General features: G+C 36.9%; 15 protein-coding genes. 5 read left to right on the top strand and 10 right to left on the bottom strand.

Translation table 11 applies throughout. From position 1 onward, the window contains the following. Nucleotides 1–1,148 precede the first annotated feature (1,148 nt). The 4 genes from B045_RS0104230 (at nucleotide 1,149) to B045_RS0104215 (ending at nucleotide 6,847) form a co-directional block, all read left to right on the top strand. Complete coding sequence (locus B045_RS0104230) at nucleotides 1,149–2,954, top strand: hypothetical protein (protein ID WP_018463027.1); 1,806 nt, start codon at nucleotides 1,149–1,151, stop codon at nucleotides 2,952–2,954. A 76-nt stretch (nucleotides 2,955–3,030) separates the two neighbouring features. Next, nucleotides 3,031–4,218: a fimbrial protein gene (locus B045_RS0104225; protein ID WP_238312140.1), complete on the top strand. Its 1,188-nt coding sequence runs from the start codon at nucleotides 3,031–3,033 to the stop codon at nucleotides 4,216–4,218. A 25-nt stretch (nucleotides 4,219–4,243) separates the two neighbouring features. Next, a complete protein-coding gene (locus tag B045_RS0104220) occupies nucleotides 4,244–5,152 on the top strand; it encodes a FimB/Mfa2 family fimbrial subunit (RefSeq protein ID WP_154650096.1) in 909 nt (302 codons plus the stop codon). Nucleotides 5,153–5,176: 24 nt separating this feature from the next. Next, nucleotides 5,177–6,847: a DUF4906 domain-containing protein gene (locus B045_RS0104215; protein WP_018463024.1), complete on the top strand. Its 1,671-nt coding sequence runs from the start codon at nucleotides 5,177–5,179 to the stop codon at nucleotides 6,845–6,847. 552 nt (nucleotides 6,848–7,399) lie between these two features. Here B045_RS0104215 and B045_RS0104210 read toward each other — a convergent pair. Next, nucleotides 7,400–7,987, bottom strand: coding sequence for a DUF308 domain-containing protein (locus B045_RS0104210; RefSeq protein WP_018463023.1), 588 nt, complete (start codon nucleotides 7,985–7,987; stop codon nucleotides 7,400–7,402). A 96-nt stretch (nucleotides 7,988–8,083) separates the two neighbouring features. Here B045_RS0104210 and B045_RS0104205 point away from each other — a divergent pair, with 96 nt between their 5' ends. Further along, the gene (locus B045_RS0104205; RefSeq protein ID WP_018463022.1) at nucleotides 8,084–8,590 is read left to right on the top strand and encodes a histidine phosphatase family protein; all 507 of its coding nucleotides are present in this window, start codon (nucleotides 8,084–8,086) and stop codon (nucleotides 8,588–8,590) included. Nucleotides 8,591–8,658: 68 nt separating this feature from the next. Here the strand turns inward: B045_RS0104205 and B045_RS0104200 are convergent, their stop codons facing one another. From B045_RS0104200 to B045_RS0104160, 9 genes are all read right to left on the bottom strand, one after another. After that, nucleotides 8,659–9,624, bottom strand: coding sequence for a hypothetical protein (locus B045_RS0104200; RefSeq protein ID WP_025883871.1), 966 nt, complete (start codon nucleotides 9,622–9,624; stop codon nucleotides 8,659–8,661). A 119-nt stretch (nucleotides 9,625–9,743) separates the two neighbouring features. Beyond that, a complete protein-coding gene (locus tag B045_RS0104195; protein WP_018463020.1) occupies nucleotides 9,744–10,802 on the bottom strand; it encodes a glycerate kinase family protein in 1,059 nt (352 codons plus the stop codon). 10 nt (nucleotides 10,803–10,812) lie between these two features. Next, nucleotides 10,813–11,442 (bottom strand): sugar transferase, encoded by a 630-nt coding sequence (locus B045_RS0104190; RefSeq protein ID WP_018463019.1) that lies wholly within the window; start codon nucleotides 11,440–11,442, stop codon nucleotides 10,813–10,815. A gap of 54 nt (nucleotides 11,443–11,496) precedes the next feature. Beyond that, nucleotides 11,497–12,309: a glycosyltransferase gene (locus tag B045_RS0104185; RefSeq protein WP_018463018.1), complete on the bottom strand. Its 813-nt coding sequence runs from the start codon at nucleotides 12,307–12,309 to the stop codon at nucleotides 11,497–11,499. A gap of 68 nt (nucleotides 12,310–12,377) precedes the next feature. Beyond that, nucleotides 12,378–13,250, bottom strand: coding sequence for an alpha-1,2-fucosyltransferase (locus tag B045_RS0104180; RefSeq protein ID WP_018463017.1), 873 nt, complete (start codon nucleotides 13,248–13,250; stop codon nucleotides 12,378–12,380). Next, on the bottom strand, nucleotides 13,237–14,538 hold the full coding sequence (locus B045_RS0104175; protein ID WP_018463016.1) for a lipopolysaccharide biosynthesis protein: 1,302 nt from the start codon (nucleotides 14,536–14,538) through the stop codon (nucleotides 13,237–13,239). Before B045_RS0104175 ends, B045_RS0104180 begins: the two co-directional genes overlap by 14 nt. Further along, nucleotides 14,539–15,315, bottom strand: a complete 777-nt coding sequence (locus B045_RS0104170) for a family 6 glucosyltransferase (RefSeq protein WP_018463015.1) — start codon at nucleotides 15,313–15,315, stop codon at nucleotides 14,539–14,541. It abuts the gene before it with no gap. Between the two features lies 1 nt (nucleotide 15,316). Continuing rightward, nucleotides 15,317–16,474, bottom strand: a complete 1,158-nt coding sequence (locus B045_RS0104165; RefSeq protein ID WP_025883876.1) for an EpsG family protein — start codon at nucleotides 16,472–16,474, stop codon at nucleotides 15,317–15,319. Nucleotides 16,475–16,504: 30 nt separating this feature from the next. Beyond that, nucleotides 16,505–18,079, bottom strand: a complete 1,575-nt coding sequence (locus B045_RS0104160; RefSeq protein WP_018463013.1) for a GumC family protein — start codon at nucleotides 18,077–18,079, stop codon at nucleotides 16,505–16,507. Nucleotides 18,080–18,084: the final 5 nt, after the last annotated feature.

Below are 18,084 nucleotides of genomic sequence, written 5' to 3'. Positions count from 1 at the left end.
TGCCGCATGTATGTAGAGAGTGAGGAACTTAACTGTCAGGGCAGGAAAGGTCATGTCTACGAGGACCTTGTGCTGAAGAACATCTACCTCCATGACATGAGCAACGACAATCCCGACCCGAACGTACATTATTATAACCTGATGGACTANGTTCAGTTCCTTCAGCCTCAGGGTTCAGACATTGATAAGTTCCACCGCAGCGGTGAGATTCAGATATTCGGTAACAAGGCACTCGCTAAACTTAGTGGCAGCAGNTTCAACCGTACCGTGTTCAACACCATCGCCTCTGACGTTAAAAGTGAACTTCAGCGCTATGGCACTAGCCTTGTGGGACTTAATATCAACGGCTTTGGTGCTCCTATCGGTAATTACCGTCGCAACGAGAGTGAGGCAATGGAGCGTTCTCTTGATTTGAAGAAATACCTCATGAAGCAGAAGCTCACCAACCGCAATGACCTTAACGTAAGTTGGCTTGCTGAAGACTGGGACAGCATCTCTTCGCTTGTAGCGGGTAGTGGCATGAATCTCCGTGACGCTGTTGTTGATATCATCAAAAATATAGATGTTGTCAACGGTCGTGAGCGTGAAATTGAGAATTTGGGACTGGGTATGCCGTATGCTTATATGAATCGTTTCATCTTTCCAAAAGTGTACCGTATAAAATATACGTTGACGTTCCGTCACGATGGATTTGACAGTAATTCCGCCATGCAGCATCTGGGCTCAAACCCTGCAACAATGACGCTAGGTGAACTCTATGCCACAGCTGGATACTATAAGAAGGGCTCACGCGAGTACAACGACATCGTGGACCTGACAGCCCGCCTCTTTCCTGATAATGCCGAGGCAAACATCAATGCAGCGGGCGTAGCTTTGACACGCAATGACGTAACCCTTGCTCATAAGTATCTCAAGCGTTGGGAGACAGATCCAAGAGCCTATTGCAATATGGGCCTTCTTTACCTGAGTGAAGGCAACCGTGATAAGGCCGACGTGTATCTGAAGATGGCAAGGGCAGCAGGCGTAAAGCAGGCTGACAGGGCGTTGAACGAACTGATGAATCAGAAATAGAAATAAAATGAGAATCATAAATCCGATATAATAAATCGGAATTAACAATAGATAATAAGCATAGTAAATACAGCCTTATGAAACATACATTATACATATCATCACTGCTGGCGGCATGTATGCTTCTTTTCTCCTGTGCGGCGGATAATACCGCCATACCGGGGAACGGCTCTTCTAAGTCTGCTGTTGTGAACCTCTCGCTTTCCACGGGTGTCGATACGCGTGCCAACGGTGCATTGCCGACGGACAAAGGCTCGGTTGTGGGGAGCAATGAGGGAACACTGAACCATATATGTGTGGGACTCTTTGATGCCAACAACAAGCTGGTGACCCTGTATGAGTATAATTACAATGGAGATCAAAGCATTCCTACCCGTACTGATGCGGTAAAGATGCTGGTCTTTGCCAATGTGCCTGTGGGTGCATTTGCAGGAAAGTACATTCTGAGTGACTTTTATACAGTGGCTCAGGACCTTGGCTATACCACTTCAGCTGACGGTAAGATAAAAACTGGCGTTACCACAGCAAACTCCCAGAGCATGAAGTCCCTTCCGATGATGTCGGATGTGCAGACATTAAACTGGGCATCAGGTACAACCCTGAATCCGTCTGTAACCCTGAACCGTCTGGTAGCGCGTGTTGCATTGACTAATATAAGTTATAGTTTCAGTGGTTCATACACAGGCTGCTCTTTCACTCCCAAAGAGATATTCATGTATAATGCAAGCAATCAGCTTACCAACTGGAATACAAAGGCTGTCAGCGGCAGTGTGAGTGGTGAGAACATTGCAGCGAATGCGAACACAGCCTATCTGGGCAGTGGAACAATCAGTTCATTCAGTAGCACTAGTCCCTATTACTTCTATGTATTTCCTAATAGTAACACAACGGCACCGACGAAGTTGGTTATAAAGGGAACCTTCACTACAAAGAGTGGCACGACATACACAACATATTATCCGATAACGGTAAACAGTAGTTCGGCAACTGGTAATATCGTCTCAACGATAACAGGCGGAACGGGAGACTCAAAGATAAGTGCGAATACCACCTATGGACTGTCTGCCACTATATCAGGAACAGGTGTTAACAGTGTATCAGATGAGCTGGCAGCTACTAATGTAACAGTTACAACCAGTGTTGACAGTTATACAAATGCTATAATATCTGAAGTTTTCCCAATACCGCATATTGGAGATATATACTATTCTGATGGTTCCTATAGTAGTACATATAATAGTAGTAAAACTCCAATCGGTATTATTGTTAGTACTAATTCTAATTATTGTGAGGATGCAAATGGATACGGACATGGATTAGTTATGGCGCTTAAAAATGCTAGTACGGGCACTCCATGGAAGACAGAAAATACTACAGGAGGATTAAATTATGTATCGGTGTTGTCAAAGATGTATACAGATGTAAGTGGCTTGAATAATTCAAAAATAATTACAATGACGAATAGCACGTATCCTGCATTTTATGCAATAGGCACATATACCACAAGTGTGTCAACGCCAAAAAATTGTAGTGGGTGGTTTTTACCAAGTATAGGTCAGTGGTGGGATACATTAGAGCAAGCAGCAGCTTATAATAACACGGCACTTGGTCTTATATTAATGCGTTATGATAGTTCAGATACTGCTTATACTGGTGGTGGTGAAGATGTTGTCGTTGCTAATGCTTTAACTTATTTATTGACAAGTCATAGTCTACCTTCAAGTTTATATACAACATTTTCATCAGGTATGTGGTATTGGTCAAGTTCTGAATCTAGTGCAGCCAATGCTTGCCATATAGCCTTTTATAATAATACATTCGCTTTATATGGCACAAATAAGTATGATTCAGGTGGTCGTGTCCGCGCTTTCCTGGCTTTCTAGCACTCATTATTATACTCCAAATAAAAGCATTTTTGATACAATAGATAAGAATATAAAAATTAATAAGAATTAGATTATGAATAAGAATTATTTGCTTTTATCTGCAATGTTGTCAGTATTATTGATGACATCCTGCTCTTCTTCCGACACAGAAGAAAACCCTACGGTCAAAGGTAGTCCGGCAGTTGTTAATTTAAATCTGGGTATAAAGGGCACTCGTGCATCTTCTACATCCGCTCTCCCAACAAGTTCTAATACTTTAACAGGCGAGGGTACTGTTACGGCTTTTATGTCAGGCTTGTTTGATGCCAACAGCAGTACAGTGACAATAAACACAGCCTCTCAAACGTCAATAACAACAACTACCCAGGCACGTAAAATCCTAGTTGCAGCAAACACCGTGAATTCTACAGCTGACCAGGCCTCTTTTGCAGCATGTACCTCTATGACAGCCTTCAAGGCACTGACTGCCGATTTGAGTTACACAACAAGTGCTAACGGACAAGCCAACACAGCAAGGAATACCGTTAACTCTCAGCAAATGACCGGCTTGCCAATGCTGGGTGAAGATGATAACTGTTTCTCTTCTTTTAACACATCAACCACTTCAAGTGTAAATGTTTATCTAGCTCGCCTTGTTGCGCGTATAGATCTGAACTCTTTGAAGTCTGCATTTGCTAGTACAACCGCATATCCTAATGCATCCTTTACAGTACATGAAATCTTCATGTATAATGTTAATGATGTCTGCACCTATGGTGGAACAGCGAGTCAGAATAGTGCTCTGACAGAGTCTGGCACAACCGGTAAGTGTGAGCAGACTGATGCACATGGCATAATAAATGCCTCCCTTACTAATTATGCTTATTTAAGTAGCGGTGCATTGACAAATGCGGGTACTGGAACAGGTACAGATGCAGCCCCGGTTGTATATTTAACATCCACAACTCCTTATTACTTTTATGTATTCCCTCATTCATCAACAAATCCAACAAAATTGGTTATCAAGGGACTGTTTAAGACAAGCAGTGGCGATACAGGTACAGAACTGTATTATCCAATAATCATTAATGATGCTGCTATGTCTACAAACTCCATTACTAATAGTGATGTGCTAACTGCAAATAACATCTATCAGCTAGATGTTACACTCAAAGGTCGTGGGGTAACAGACCCTTCACAGAACATAACGCCAGCCACAGCTACTGTTACTTTAAAAATTACTGACTGGACAACTAATGCACAGACTGTAGTAATAAAGTAAAAGACAATAAAAACAAAATCGGATTATGAATTTAAGATATTACCATCATCTTCTGTTACTTCTGCTGTTGTCGCTGTTTGCCTCGTGCATCAATGATGACTATTCCAACTGCGTGCAATACTCGTTGACCGTATCGCAGACGGACAGTGTTGGAAACGCCTTGACGGCGGAAGTGAAAGGTAATATGATGGCATATCTGTTCATAGACGGTAAGTTTGACCGCATCGTCACATCTGATCCTGACGGCAGTTATAAAATCAGTTATGATGGCAAACTTGGTAATGCCTCTCTTGTAGCGGTAGGCAGTTCTAATAAGGACAGTGCTAATATGTTCACTCCGGCTGTCGGCACAGATATGAATACCATGTCGGTAAGCGTAAAGCGTGATTCAGTTACGGGTGAATATCTGCTTCCGTCATCGTTGTATTATGGAACTTATGAAATCAGTTCGCAGTCGGCAGGTAGTGAAGCTGTGTATGGAAATATCGTGATGAAGAATAAGCCAGCCAGACTTCATGTGGTGATACGACAGCTGAAGCAGTATTTCGGTGATAGAGATTATCGTGTTGAACTTTCAGGTTTCCGTAGTAAGATGACATACTCAGGTAAGATAACAGGCGATTCCATAGTCTATGCTCCATCATCATCCTTTAACGGCTCAGATCAATTAGTCACCAAACCGATAAATACGTTCCCTACACAGGATGGCGAATATTTGACCGTATCTGTCTATGGTAATGCTTCGGCAACAGGTGGAAAGTCACGTGCATCGGCTAAATCATTAATCTGGGACACCAACCGTGATATTGATGGTAATCTGGTAAAACTGAATTCTGGTGATGACAAAGTTGTCATCGTTGACTGTAGCAGTAGAGATCTTGTTCTGACAGTCATGCCGTGGGCTGTTTATACCCAGCATGTAGTAATACCGTAATTGATAGATTATGCATAAACAATTATGATGAGAAGAATATCATATCTACTATATATATTATTTACATTGGCATTCGTATCTTCGTGCAGTACGGTTGACGAGGTGCCTGAAGAGACACGTACCGCTGCTACGCTGACAGTAAAGATAGCGCAGCAGGATCCGAAGACGGTAGTAACACGAACGATTAGCGATGCGATAGATAATGTGAATGTACTTGTCTTTGACGGTCAGGGACATTTAATAGGTAGTGCGTACGCCTCAAGCAGCCCCACATCGGTTTCTGTTCCCGTGAGGGTAAGCAGCGGCTGTACTGTCTGTGCGATTGCCAACACTGGTAGCAGTTCCTATTTTGACGGTATAAGTACACTTACTGAACTACAGGCAAAGGTAACTTCAACATTGGCATCAGCGGATGCACTGGGAGCAAAGAGCAATGAAATATTATATGGTACGATTCCTGGTGTAACGCTGAGCAGTGGAACAAATACTCAAGCCGTTTCTTTAAGCCGATTATATAGTAAGTACACATTTACTATAACTCCTACCAGTGACATTGCAATAACTGGTTATCAACTTTGCAATGTACCTAATGAATGTTATATAGCATCAGAAAATACATCAAATCCCTCTATAGGATTTGCAGGACTGAGTTTTACAGCTGTAGCAACTCCGGTCTATGCGGGTACAGTCGTCGCAGCAGGACCATATTATATCTATGAGAATCTAGCTGGCACAGCTTCTGCATCTACCACAGCAGATTTAAGAACTGCGGCTAATGCTCCAACAGGTTCTTCATATTTACTGATAACTGCAAGAGGAACAGGATATAATGCTGGATGGACATCCACATATAAAGTATATCTGGGAGGAGTTACTAATGCAACAAGCCCTGTTGTAGATTATACGAACTTCAATATAAATAGAGATTTTAATTATCAATGCAATATTGCAATCTCTGGTAGTGGTGCCAATGATGTGAGAGTGACATATTCTCCAACGACAAGCACACGAACAAATGTTTATTTTGGTGATGCAACTCCTGGTACTTATCTTTATAATGATGGTACAACAGGAACTACCACATCTGGTAAAACAATAGTCGGTATCGTATTCTCCAATCAACTGAGTTCTGCCGAATATAATGCAGGTTATAAACATGGCTATGCACTTGCATTGAAAGATGCTAGTAGTGGAGCAACTTGGGGACCTTATCCTGGTGATGCTGGGCTAACTAAAGTTAGTACCTTTGCAGGTTATTATAATGATATCACCGCAGGTTATTATGGCACATTTACGAAAGGCTATAATAAAAGTAATGGCATTTATCCCGCATGGCAGACAGCCAATAATTACAATGTAAACGTTTCTGGTTTTAGTAATAGCGGTTGGTACCTTCCAAGTATGGGTCAATGGTGGGATGTTTGTGCTTATCTAGGTAATGTAAACTTGACAAGTAAGCAAACTGTCACTTCTGTTTCTGGTGATCTTTATACTGGTGCTTCGGCAACAACGAATGTAAACAATGCCATTATAGCAGCTGGCGGCACAGCGTTAACTCCAAGCTATTATTATTGGTCTGCGTCGGAGTATGGTATTTATGACGCTGCAATAGTTAACTTCAGTAGTTCGAATGTCAACGTGGGCAGCAACAGTAAGAACTATGGGAGATATGTTCGGTCCGTTCTTGCTTTTTAGCAACTTATCTATTAAAAAAGTATATTATGTATATAAAGCATCTGTCTCTAATTTAGAGCAAACAGCTGTGATGAAAACAAGCATGATGATTTAACTTCTAATTAAATATAACAACGATGCTTAATAGCATTGAATAAAAACGGATATAACTCAATTCGGATGCCTGTCAATGATGCAGCAATCGCTGCATCATGAAGAAAAAAGATTCGTGAGAACCGATGGCATCTAATAATTATCACTATAATTAGATAGAAACATTTATTCTATCTTCCCCTGATTAGATTAGTCGTTGAAAGGGGGATCTCACACAAGTGTGTGTGTCTTTCGAAAGCCTTTCCCCGTGAGGGGAGAGGCCTTTTTTTATACACCGGTATATAGAATGAAGGTCCCGAATCAGCCCTAAACATAGGAATCGTTTATTTGAAAGTATGATTATGCTAAGCAGATTAACATTTTCTGTGGGATTAAGCTATGTGAAGAACAACGTGAAAAGTAACGTGATAGAAAGAAAATAGGAGAAAACTACTTTAATTTTCTCCTACTCAACTTTTACTAAATATTTTCTTTTAGTTTCTCTTGTCTGCATTTATTTGCTTTCAGTCCATTTATGCATTCAACTACTCCATATAGCAACATACACAAACCTATAACAAATAGGGGAGCGGTAGCAATAGCTGTGGGATAAACGATAGCAATGATACCTATGATAAGGATAACTGAAGGCATTATCCAATAATAAAAACCAAGATATGCATACTTTGACATATTCGCTAAAAATACGAATTGACTTATAGCGCCAATAATTAGCATTCCTGATATAATATAGGTTAAGCTCGTGATGAATGTACTCGCCATTAATGCTAATATGGCTCCAAGTAATAGACTTGCTATTCCTAAAATCGGAAAATGGGGTTTCGGACCTCCTGAAATTAGTTTTCCGTCTGGATCAAAAACTTCAGGTTTATCTGATAATTTCTTTGTTGCGAAATATTCAGAAAGTGATACGACACCAGAGATAAAGAATAAAACGCCAATGGCAATAGTTATCCATTCTAATGTCTGTTCACGATATTCTATTAGTAATATACCAATAATAATAGCGCATATTCCGCGAAAAAAAGAACTTTGGAGTATTTTCATAAATATATTAGTTTTGTGCAAAGTTACAAAAAACTCTTAATTATAATACTTTAGATGTCTTCTTTTTTGTATTTTTGCAATCAAAATATTTAATATATGACTACATTGTATTTGGTTCGCCATGGCGAAACTGTTGATAATGTTGCCCAAATACTTCAAGGACAGTGTCAAGGACAACTTAATGGAAAAGGTATAGAACAGGCTAAAGCGGTCTGTGAGAAGATGAAGGATTGTGATATTGATGCGTTTATATCTAGCGATTTGAAACGATCTTATGATACATGCAAGATAATTGCAGCTCCGCATAATAAGGATGTAGAATCAACTTCTCTTATCCGTGAGCGTGACTGGGGAGATTTTACAGGTAAGTATATCCCAGATATGAAGGATGCTGAATGGCCGGATAATGTTGAAACGCTAGAGAAGATGAAAAGCCGTGCACGTAATTTCCTTACATATCTTAAAGTTACGTATCCTGATAAAAAGGTGCTTGCTGTTGGACACGGTATAATTAACAAGGCAATACAGAGCGTATATTTTAATAAACCTATGGGCGAGATACCAAAGATGGGAAATGCTGAAGTCAGAGTTCTAATGTTATAAACATTATATAATAAAGATGGCGTAACTTGCTTTGCAAGTTACGCCATTTCTCTTTTTATATATGGCTTTTATCTGTGTCCTCCGAATACACCTCCGTGACTTTCACTTTTGGTGTTAGATGAATTGCCACCTCCAAAACTGCGACTTGGAGTGCTGTTGCCTCCGCCGAATGAGCGGTTTGAGTTTCCACTATTAAATGAGCGACTAGGAACGTTTGAGCTACCTGCAGAACGGTTGTTGTTATTATTATCTGAACGTTCGAAAGTGCGGTTTGGAGTAGCTAAATTGTTTCCACTTCTAGAGCCTCCGAATACACTGCTTCCATTAGGTGCTGTTGTTCTTGTGCTGCTAGGACGGCTACCAAATACTCTTTTTGGTGTGTTATCATTGTCGTTTCCATTTCCGAATACGCTGTTGCCATTATATCCGTTGTTTCCGTTATAAGCACGGTCATTTCTGCTTCCGCCGAATATGCGGTTATTGTTGTTACCTCCAAATGTGCGGTTGTTATTGAAAGAACCATTATTGAAAGAATCGCGCATGCCTACATATCTTTTGCCTTCGCGCATACTGAATGACTGCCCGTTATACCAACTTCTTCCGCCGTTAACTCTCCAGCTATGTCCACCACGGTATACAGCATAGAAGTCTGGACGACCGAAATAGTAGTAATCACGATGTGGATAGCGAGCATATATTCTAAAATGCCAGTAGCCACCATCATAATAAATAGGATTGTAGAAATAGTTTACACTACAGAAAGTACGATATTGCCAGTCTAGTAATATATAACTAAGGTCCATATTGCGCTGGTTCCAGTAAGAACCATATATATCATCGCAATCGTTGATACTCATCAGATAGTCAAGGTTTACTTCGTAAGCTGCCTCATACTGTTCATCGGTAAGATTTAGCTCATAAGCCATTTTGTCTGTTAGAAAAAGTGCCTGTTGACGAGCTTGCTCGTAACTCATTGCACTAGCTGAAACTGTTATTGTAAACAGTGCTATGAGGGCTAATATAAACTTTTTCATAATCGTATTTATTAAAATTGTTATTACCTTTGTTTTCTGTTTAATCAGAAAGACATGTTTTGTCTTTTTTTCATGTTGCAAAGATATTATAAAATATATGGTATTTATAAGGATTTTCCCTAAATAGAGAGAGGAAAATCCCTAATGTTTGATATTGCCACATCTTTTTTTATAGCTTCTTTTATGCTTAGACCTTTGGGATTAATACATATAGCATCTTTAAATCCTGCATTTATTAACTCGTCTTTATCAGCTATCTTACCTGCAATCAATAGTGTTGGTACATCAATGTTTTTAGCTCTTCGCATAATCACATATGGAAGTTTGCCCATAAGTGTCTGTTTGTCGCTTGTGCCTTCTCCTGTGATAACGATGTCTGCATCTTTGGCAATATCTTCAAAATGTATTAAGTCTAGAAGTAAGTCTGCACCTGATTTCATTTCGGCATTCATGTATTGCATGAATGCATATCCAAGTCCTCCTGCTGCTCCAGCACCTGCATTTTTGCTGTAATCGTGCCCCAAATGCATAGCTGATGCTTCGGCAAATTTATTCGCACGTTTTTCAAGAATGTCAATCATGCTTTCTGTTGCACCTTTTTGACGCGCGAATATATAAGAAGCTCCATTTGCTCCGCAGAGTGGATTCGTAACATCTGATGCAATAATAAATTTGCATTCATTGATGATCTCTCTTATATCATCAAAGTTACCGTTGTTGCTTAATGACTCAATGAGTGCTTTCAGCATTCCAATACCGCAATCACAAGTTGCGCTTCCTCCAAGTCCAATAATAAATTTGCGACAGCCTTTCTTAATTGCTGAGGCTATTAATTGACCAACTCCGTAGGATGTTGCAATAAGTGGATTTCTAAGTTCTGGTTCTATTAATGTAAGTCCACATGATTGGGCGACTTCAATAATAGCTGTGTTATTATCCGTAATGCCATATTCAGCCGTGATGCGTCTCATCATTGCGTCTCTTACATTCACAGTTTCCCTTCTCGCCTCAAGAGCATTGCAAAATGCATTAAGCATACCTTCGCCACCGTCAGAAACAGGTATTTTTATTATATCTGCTTTGGGGGCGTGGAAAACAATGTTTTGATATACAGCTTCGGCAGCCTCTTCTGATGTAAGACATCCTTTAAAGGAATCTATGGCTATAATATATTTCATATGATTAAATCTAAAACTTCTTTCCAAACACAATTTTAAGGAACGTCATTCCCAATATTTTTATGTCTAGCATCCAACTCCTATGTTCAAGATAGAAAAGGTCAAGTTCTAGTCGTTTAAGCATCTTTTCTATATTGCCTGTATATCCATTTGTTAGTGTTGCATATGATGTTACTCCTGGACGTATTTGATAGAGATATGAATATCTGGAATCCTTTTCCATAATCTTATCAATATAAAATTTTCTTTCAGGTCGCGGACCAACAAAAGACATGTCACCTTTAATTACATTCCAAAGCTGTGGTAGTTCGTCAAGATGATGATGTCTGAGAAACTTTCCTATCTTAGTCATTCTTTTGTCATTCTTATTATTTGCAAGTTGTGGTCCATTCTTTTCGGCATTCACTTTCATGCTTCTAAATTTATAAATATAGAAAGGACGTCCGAATCTTCCGATTCGTTCTTGCTTGAAAATAACAGGTCCATTATCTTCCCTCTTTATTGTGAAATAACAAATTACGAATAGTGGAGAGAATATTATAATGCAGATTATGGCAACAAGAAAGTCAATTAAACGTTTGGTGTCGCGCTCAATTTCATTCATTCCATCAGTGATGAAGCCATAATTTAATACCGTCATGAATTTTTCTTTATTGTAATTAGCTATTATAAAAACGCAAGAAAGATAATTTTATTATTTCCTAAGTTTGAAAACATAAATACGTTTCCTTATCATATTTGGCAATAATCTTATTATAAGTCTTATAAGAATATTACAATACATATTGATCATGCTTATATATCCTATCTTGTGTAGATTTAGTTGAAACCTAATCTCATTTTTAGCATATTCTATTCCGCCACGCCTCAAAAAAGCATTGTCTGAAAGCCTAAACCAAAGAAGGCTTTGTTGTATATTATATAAATGTGCACCGTTTAATATAGCTCTTACCCACAAGTCGTAGTCTTCGAGAAAAGGTATTGCGCTATAACCACCGATGTTGCAAATAATACTTTTCCTAAACATGGTAGCAGGGTGATTGATAGGGTTGCGCGATTTTCCAAACTTGACGATATCATTGTGTGCTTCTGGAGTTTTACGTGTTGAAATTATGTTTTTTTTATTACCATAAAACTCATCTATCCATCCGCTAACGATGTCTATATTTGGATGCTTTTCAAGGAAATCTGTTTGTATTCTGAATCTGTCGGGCATACATATATCATCGGAGTCCATTCTTGCAACGATATCGTATGAACAATATTTCAGTCCTTCATTAAGTGCAGGCCCAAGTCCTTTGTTTTCCTTCAGACATACTGTCTTTATATCATTATATTTCTCTTGCAGCTTCTTAATAACATCATATAATTCGTCGGTCAGTTTTCCGTCTTCAACCAGAATTACTTCATTTGGGAGAAGAGTTTGATTAAAAATGCTGTTAATAGCATCTTTAAGGTATTCCGGTTTCTCCTTATAGTAAACGGATATGAGGACAGAAAAATTCATTATCTATATAATAGTATTATTTGTTTGGCAAAGTTACTCTTTTTCTTCAATCTAACAAATATAACGATTTAAAGTTTTATCCAACTGTTTGCTACAGGTGACACTTTTTCTTTCGTGTTATACCATATTCTTGGAGCGATGACAATTTTGTCTTTGGTATTATTAAGCCATGCTCCCCACCATGAGAAAGAAGAATTGGCAATGATATTGTGTTTGCATTTTGTCATTAATTGCATGTCTCTGTAATTGTCACTACCAGTGTTCCAGTCTACATATATTGTTTCTTTACCATTAAGCAGGGGTTCTATGTTTTCTTTACACCAATGTATATCGTTTGAGAATACACAAAATAGTGTAGGAACAGTTCTTTCATTTATTTCTTCAATAGCCTTTTTGTAATATTCTATACCACAAGTGCCTTTGAAGAGTTCATCGTTAAGATAGTCGCCTCTTCTTATATGTATGGATATGCTATTGCTATCAGATAGTCTTTCAGCTAAAGCCTTATTTCTTTCGTCTTGGAATTTTGGGAATTTAAAGGCATCCAATATCTCGTCATGAATATTCTTGAAGTATTCTTCATGTTGCCAATATCCGTCATAATATTTATAATTATGACTGGTAATAACTTCTGGCATAATTTTGAATGACGTGTCTTCTGAAATCATGTGTCGTCTATCTGGAAAGATTCTGCTTCCTATTCTCCATAATTGGAAATTAAAATAAGGATAGGCTACTTTTGCAACGTCTCTATATGAAGCAAGTTCAAATTCATTTCCAAACACTCTATCTATTTCAAATCCTTGATGTTTAGTATAACCGTTGAAGCAATGAATATCAAGTTTCACTTCTTCGTCAGTGAAATTTTTATTCAATGCCATAGCCAATGCATACTGAAACATCTGGTTACCCAATCCACCTATAATCTTAACAATTTTCATTTTGTTGTTTTATTATATATTTTTTGAAATAGTATATGGGAGTTGATATTACGATAAATAGTTGTCTTGGAATACTATAATTAATTAATTTGCCAGATATATAACATACAGCAAAAGCATTTAGAATATAATATATAGTTAGCAATCTCAAGAATATTATAATATTATATCTAACACCAATGATCATAATTATCACTAATATAGACCTTCTGATAATGTCTAATTTAAAAAGAATATCAGTTCTTCCTTTGATCAACAAAATATCTTGATTAATATCATAGAAACAGTATACGAAACCTATGATGCAAAAATATCGTAGATAAATAGCTGTTGTAATCCATTCTTTAGGAAATAAGATATTGATAAACTGATTTGCGAAGAGAAAAAGTATAATCATTATAGGACCGATAATCCAGAAGGCTGTGCCTACAACTCTTTGGCTATATATCTGTAATTTCTTGTTATCGTCTTGAAATTTAGACATTAATGAATAGCTCACCCTATGGATGGAATAGGATATCGTTCCTGATGTAAGATATGGTATCTTGTTTGCCATTGTATATTGTCCCAAAGTTGTAGCACTATAGCTTTTACCAACAACAAGGTTTGCTAGATTGTCAGTAATGGCAGCCAAAATATTACTGCCTAAAAGGTTTAGTGAAAAATGAAGATATTTCTTTATTGCCTCCCATGAGTACACGAAAGTTGGTCTCCAAGAGCTGTATATCCAGAAAAAAATACATTGTAAAATTGCAAACGATAGATTTTGGATTATTAATCCCCATACATCCTTTCTTAATATACTTATGCCAATTCCTATTATACCAGATAAAGTTACTGATAATAGAGAAATCTTTGAAACTATTTTGAAATTTATAGATTTGAAAAACAGTGCTTGCTGAATTACAATTAAAGATTGAAATATCAGGGCAATAAATGCAATTCTTATAAGTATACATAATTTTGGTTCATTATAGAATGCTGCAATATATGGTGCAGTAACAAAAAATATAGCATACATGATTATGCCAAGTAGGATATTAAACCAAAATAATGAAGATTTATCAGTCTCACTGACAAGTTGTTCACGTATCAGAGCTTGACCAAATCCGCTGTCAATAAGAATTGTAGAAAATGCTAAGAAGATAGACATCATACTTACCAATCCAAATTCTGAAGGTCGTAGAAATTGGGCAATGATAAAAGTGCAAAGTATCTGTATTCCCATTTTTGAGAATCTTTCTACTATGCTCCATATTGCACCTGATATAGTTTTGTTTGTATTCATCTAAAGATACCAATTTATACTTTCCTTAATAATGAAAATTGCTTTCCTTATTATAGCAATAATAGCCTTGCTTCTTCCTTTATCAAAATATTTATCAATTTTTACTTTATCTATTATAATGATTTTTTTCTCAAAAGGAATATGTTTTCCTTCAGGATATGAATATGATGGGGAGTACATTAGGCAAGTTTTATTTCTCAGATATTTATTTAAATGTGACTCATCATGAAATTTTGTCATAAATCCAATTTCCATATCTTTGTGAATATTTTTACTACAAGTCTCTATCAATTGTAGGTATTCTTCTGTTTTTCCGCCATTCAAACTGCCCATGAAATAGTGATAATTCTTCTCGTGAGGTTTAATATATGCAGATGATCTTTTATTTCTTTCATAAGGATAAAGAAAAGCAGGCTTGTTGAAATATCCAGGATGTATAACTGCTGATAACTTTTCTTTTACGGGAATGAACTCTAATCCGATTGGTGCAATAAACTTCATGTTTGCGTTAAAGAAAAAAGTATAGTCGAAACAAAGTAATTGACTCTTTATGGATAGGAAATCATCAAATCTCATTAATGAATCTAATGGGAATCCATTACATTCTTTCTTTATTATATGAATATCAGTATCTGAGCATAGTTGTTCATCGTCAGTGAAAACAAAATATTCGATATTAGCTATTTCATTGAGAAAATATTTCTTTGCTGATTTATAAAAATCGGCAAAGAATTGGTTGTATCTTCCAGTGCAAATATATAATACTGCTATTCTCATGTTAATGATCTTTCTGCAAATATAGATTATAATAATGATAATCGTTACTAAAGTCATAAAAAGAATATGGAATTATATGATTCCACTCTGATTTAAACAATAGTATGATAATAATTCTTATAAGCATGATTGCTATGAATAATACCAGTATGATATTTCTTAATGCGATGGTCTTGTCGGTTAATATAATAGTATTATCATTGTTTATTATATATTTGAAGAATATAATATAGATAATAGGCCATGTGTACACGTTTATTCTGAATATTGGTAAGAATGCTGGCGTCATAATACTTATAGATAAGGCAAAAACACATATCCAGAAATCAGTCTTATCCAATTCTTTGTTGCTTAAATACTTATGGCAGTAGTAGCATGTTGTGATAATTATAAGCATTAAAGTTCCATCTAAAAGTGCTGCAATTGGAGGCGCATCTCTTTGCATGCTTACTTTAAGGTATATATGCCCAGCAAATCCCAATAATCCTAGTAGTTGATAAATGAAAATAGCTAGAATAATTGCTATTGAAAAAACAAAAGTAACATTCTTGGCGTTTATTTTTAATGTCCTTATTATAGGAATAATCAGTAGCGTTAATGCTGAAATATGGAATAATGATCCTAAAAGTATCATTATGCAGTAATACAGCGTCTTATCTTGTTTTAGTAAAATATATGCTTTGTAGAAAAACATCAAAGCTATAGTCTGGCGAATAAGACAAAATTGATCGAACCAAACACCAGAGATAATCATTATAAATGATGCTAATGCTATCTCATCAGTAAATTTTGATATGAACCATATATTTCCACATGCAAAAATTAATGAAGAAAGCATGATTATTGTATATGGCTCTTTTGAGACGTATTTTACTAGAAGATGCATTAGCACTTGATAACCCCATTCGAATTTCAATGCAATATCATAACTGAATATTGACGAGTTGATATAACTCTTGTATTGCGATACTCGATAATATGCACCATAATAATGAGGAGTATCGTTGAGTACTGTTATGTTTCTGAATCCAAAGAAGATGAAAAGTAACGTAAAGCACATCACCATTTGGTACATCCTTTTTACATTACGACTTACAAACAGTTTGGAGGTAATGTAAACAAAGATAAACAGGGCAAAATATATCAATATTAATATCATAGTGATGAATGTACCAATCCCGTGGAAGTCTTATTCCATTAGTTTCTTGAAATTCATTTTAATAAAAGCACCTATTGCCGGTAGAATAATTCCAATAGCAAGTGAAATGAGTATAAGCACAAATGCCTTTGGTGCTACAGGTTCTAAGTCGCCCATTGGAGCGGACAATATTCGTGTTTTATATGGAGTGAATGCTTGCGACAATACGTTTTCTTCTCTTTTCTGCAGCATGAAGATATATAGTTGCTCTTGTATTTTTTGCTGGCGTTCTGCCGATAAAAGAAATTTAGCTTGCTTTGGGCTTGACTTAACCTGAGCGTCATTAGTACCTTTTAACTCATTGTAACTAGCCATTTGAATGTCAGCTTGCTTTACAGTATTTGCAAGTGCAGCCTTTATAGACTTTCTCATATTGCTCAGTTGTTTATCTATGTTTAGAACAATACTATTTGTCTTATTGCTGTTTTCTGCAATTCGGTTGTGCTCTAATTGTAGCTTGTTGTATTCCTCAATTTGGGCAGATAGCACTTTGTCATTACTTAGCAAGTTCACTGGTAATGTCTGGTTGGAGTTAGAATGGTTATTAACGAAATCCAGAATGAATTTTGCTGATTCTCTCTGACCTCTTAACGTGGCAATCTCTCCGCTTACTTCTGTTGATGTTTCCATAGCCAGTTTCGTGGTCTCAATCACATCTGGCAGATTATTTTTAGATTTATATGTCGTAATTGTATTTTCAGCTTTGCCTAAATCAGATGTTATTTCTGCTATTCTGTTGTTGATAAATTGTGTCGTCTTTGAGTTTAGTTGATTTTCATCAGTCATCCATTTCTCGTTATATACTCTTATCAACATGTTAAGAATATCTTCTGCACGTTGTGGAACTGCGTCTTCATATGACAGGTCAATAACAGATCCCATTTCTTCTGTTATTCCTGCATCTAGTTTTTCTTCTATGTCTTTTACCTCTTTTATCGGAACTTCCTTTTTCACTTTTATCGTCATGTTCTCTTTTCCGGTGTAGGCTCTGGTTGCAGTGATTGCGATTAAGCCGATAGGGGAGTGGAAAACGCTATTTACAGTTCCGTTGTATTCTGCATCAAATGTATTTTTGTTTTTCTTCAGATTGCTAATTTTTACTTTGCCATTTTGAAGTTTAATCTTCATGCTTGCGTCATCCCAGTCTTTCATCCCGCTGATGTTTACATTCACAGGAAGACTATCACCGTATAATGGTATATTTCTTAAAAACGGACGTGTAGAATATGAATAGTCAAGATTAAGCCTTTTCACTACTTCTAGAATATTAGCAGGAGTTTTCATAGATATCAGTTCGTTGCTAACATTTGAAGATGTACCAAATAATCCTCCGAATCCCTGTATCATGCTAAGTCCAGCTGTAAGTTTTGAACTTGGATTTGCATCATCTTTAATCATTATCTGTGCGGAACGTTCATATACGGGATTCTTGAATATTAGATATCCAGTTGTAAGCAATAGGCATATTGTTGTGAAAACGATAAACCACAAACGCTTGGCTTTGCAATAATTCAGGTATTCTTTGAAAGTTATACCTTTTGGCTTTTCATATTTAGTATCTTGCATTATTC

The organism is Segatella paludivivens DSM 17968 = JCM 13650 (assembly GCF_000373185.1).
Lineage (GTDB): Bacteria > Bacteroidota > Bacteroidia > Bacteroidales > Bacteroidaceae > Prevotella > Prevotella paludivivens.
This window is presented reverse-complemented; position numbering and strand designations above follow the sequence as displayed.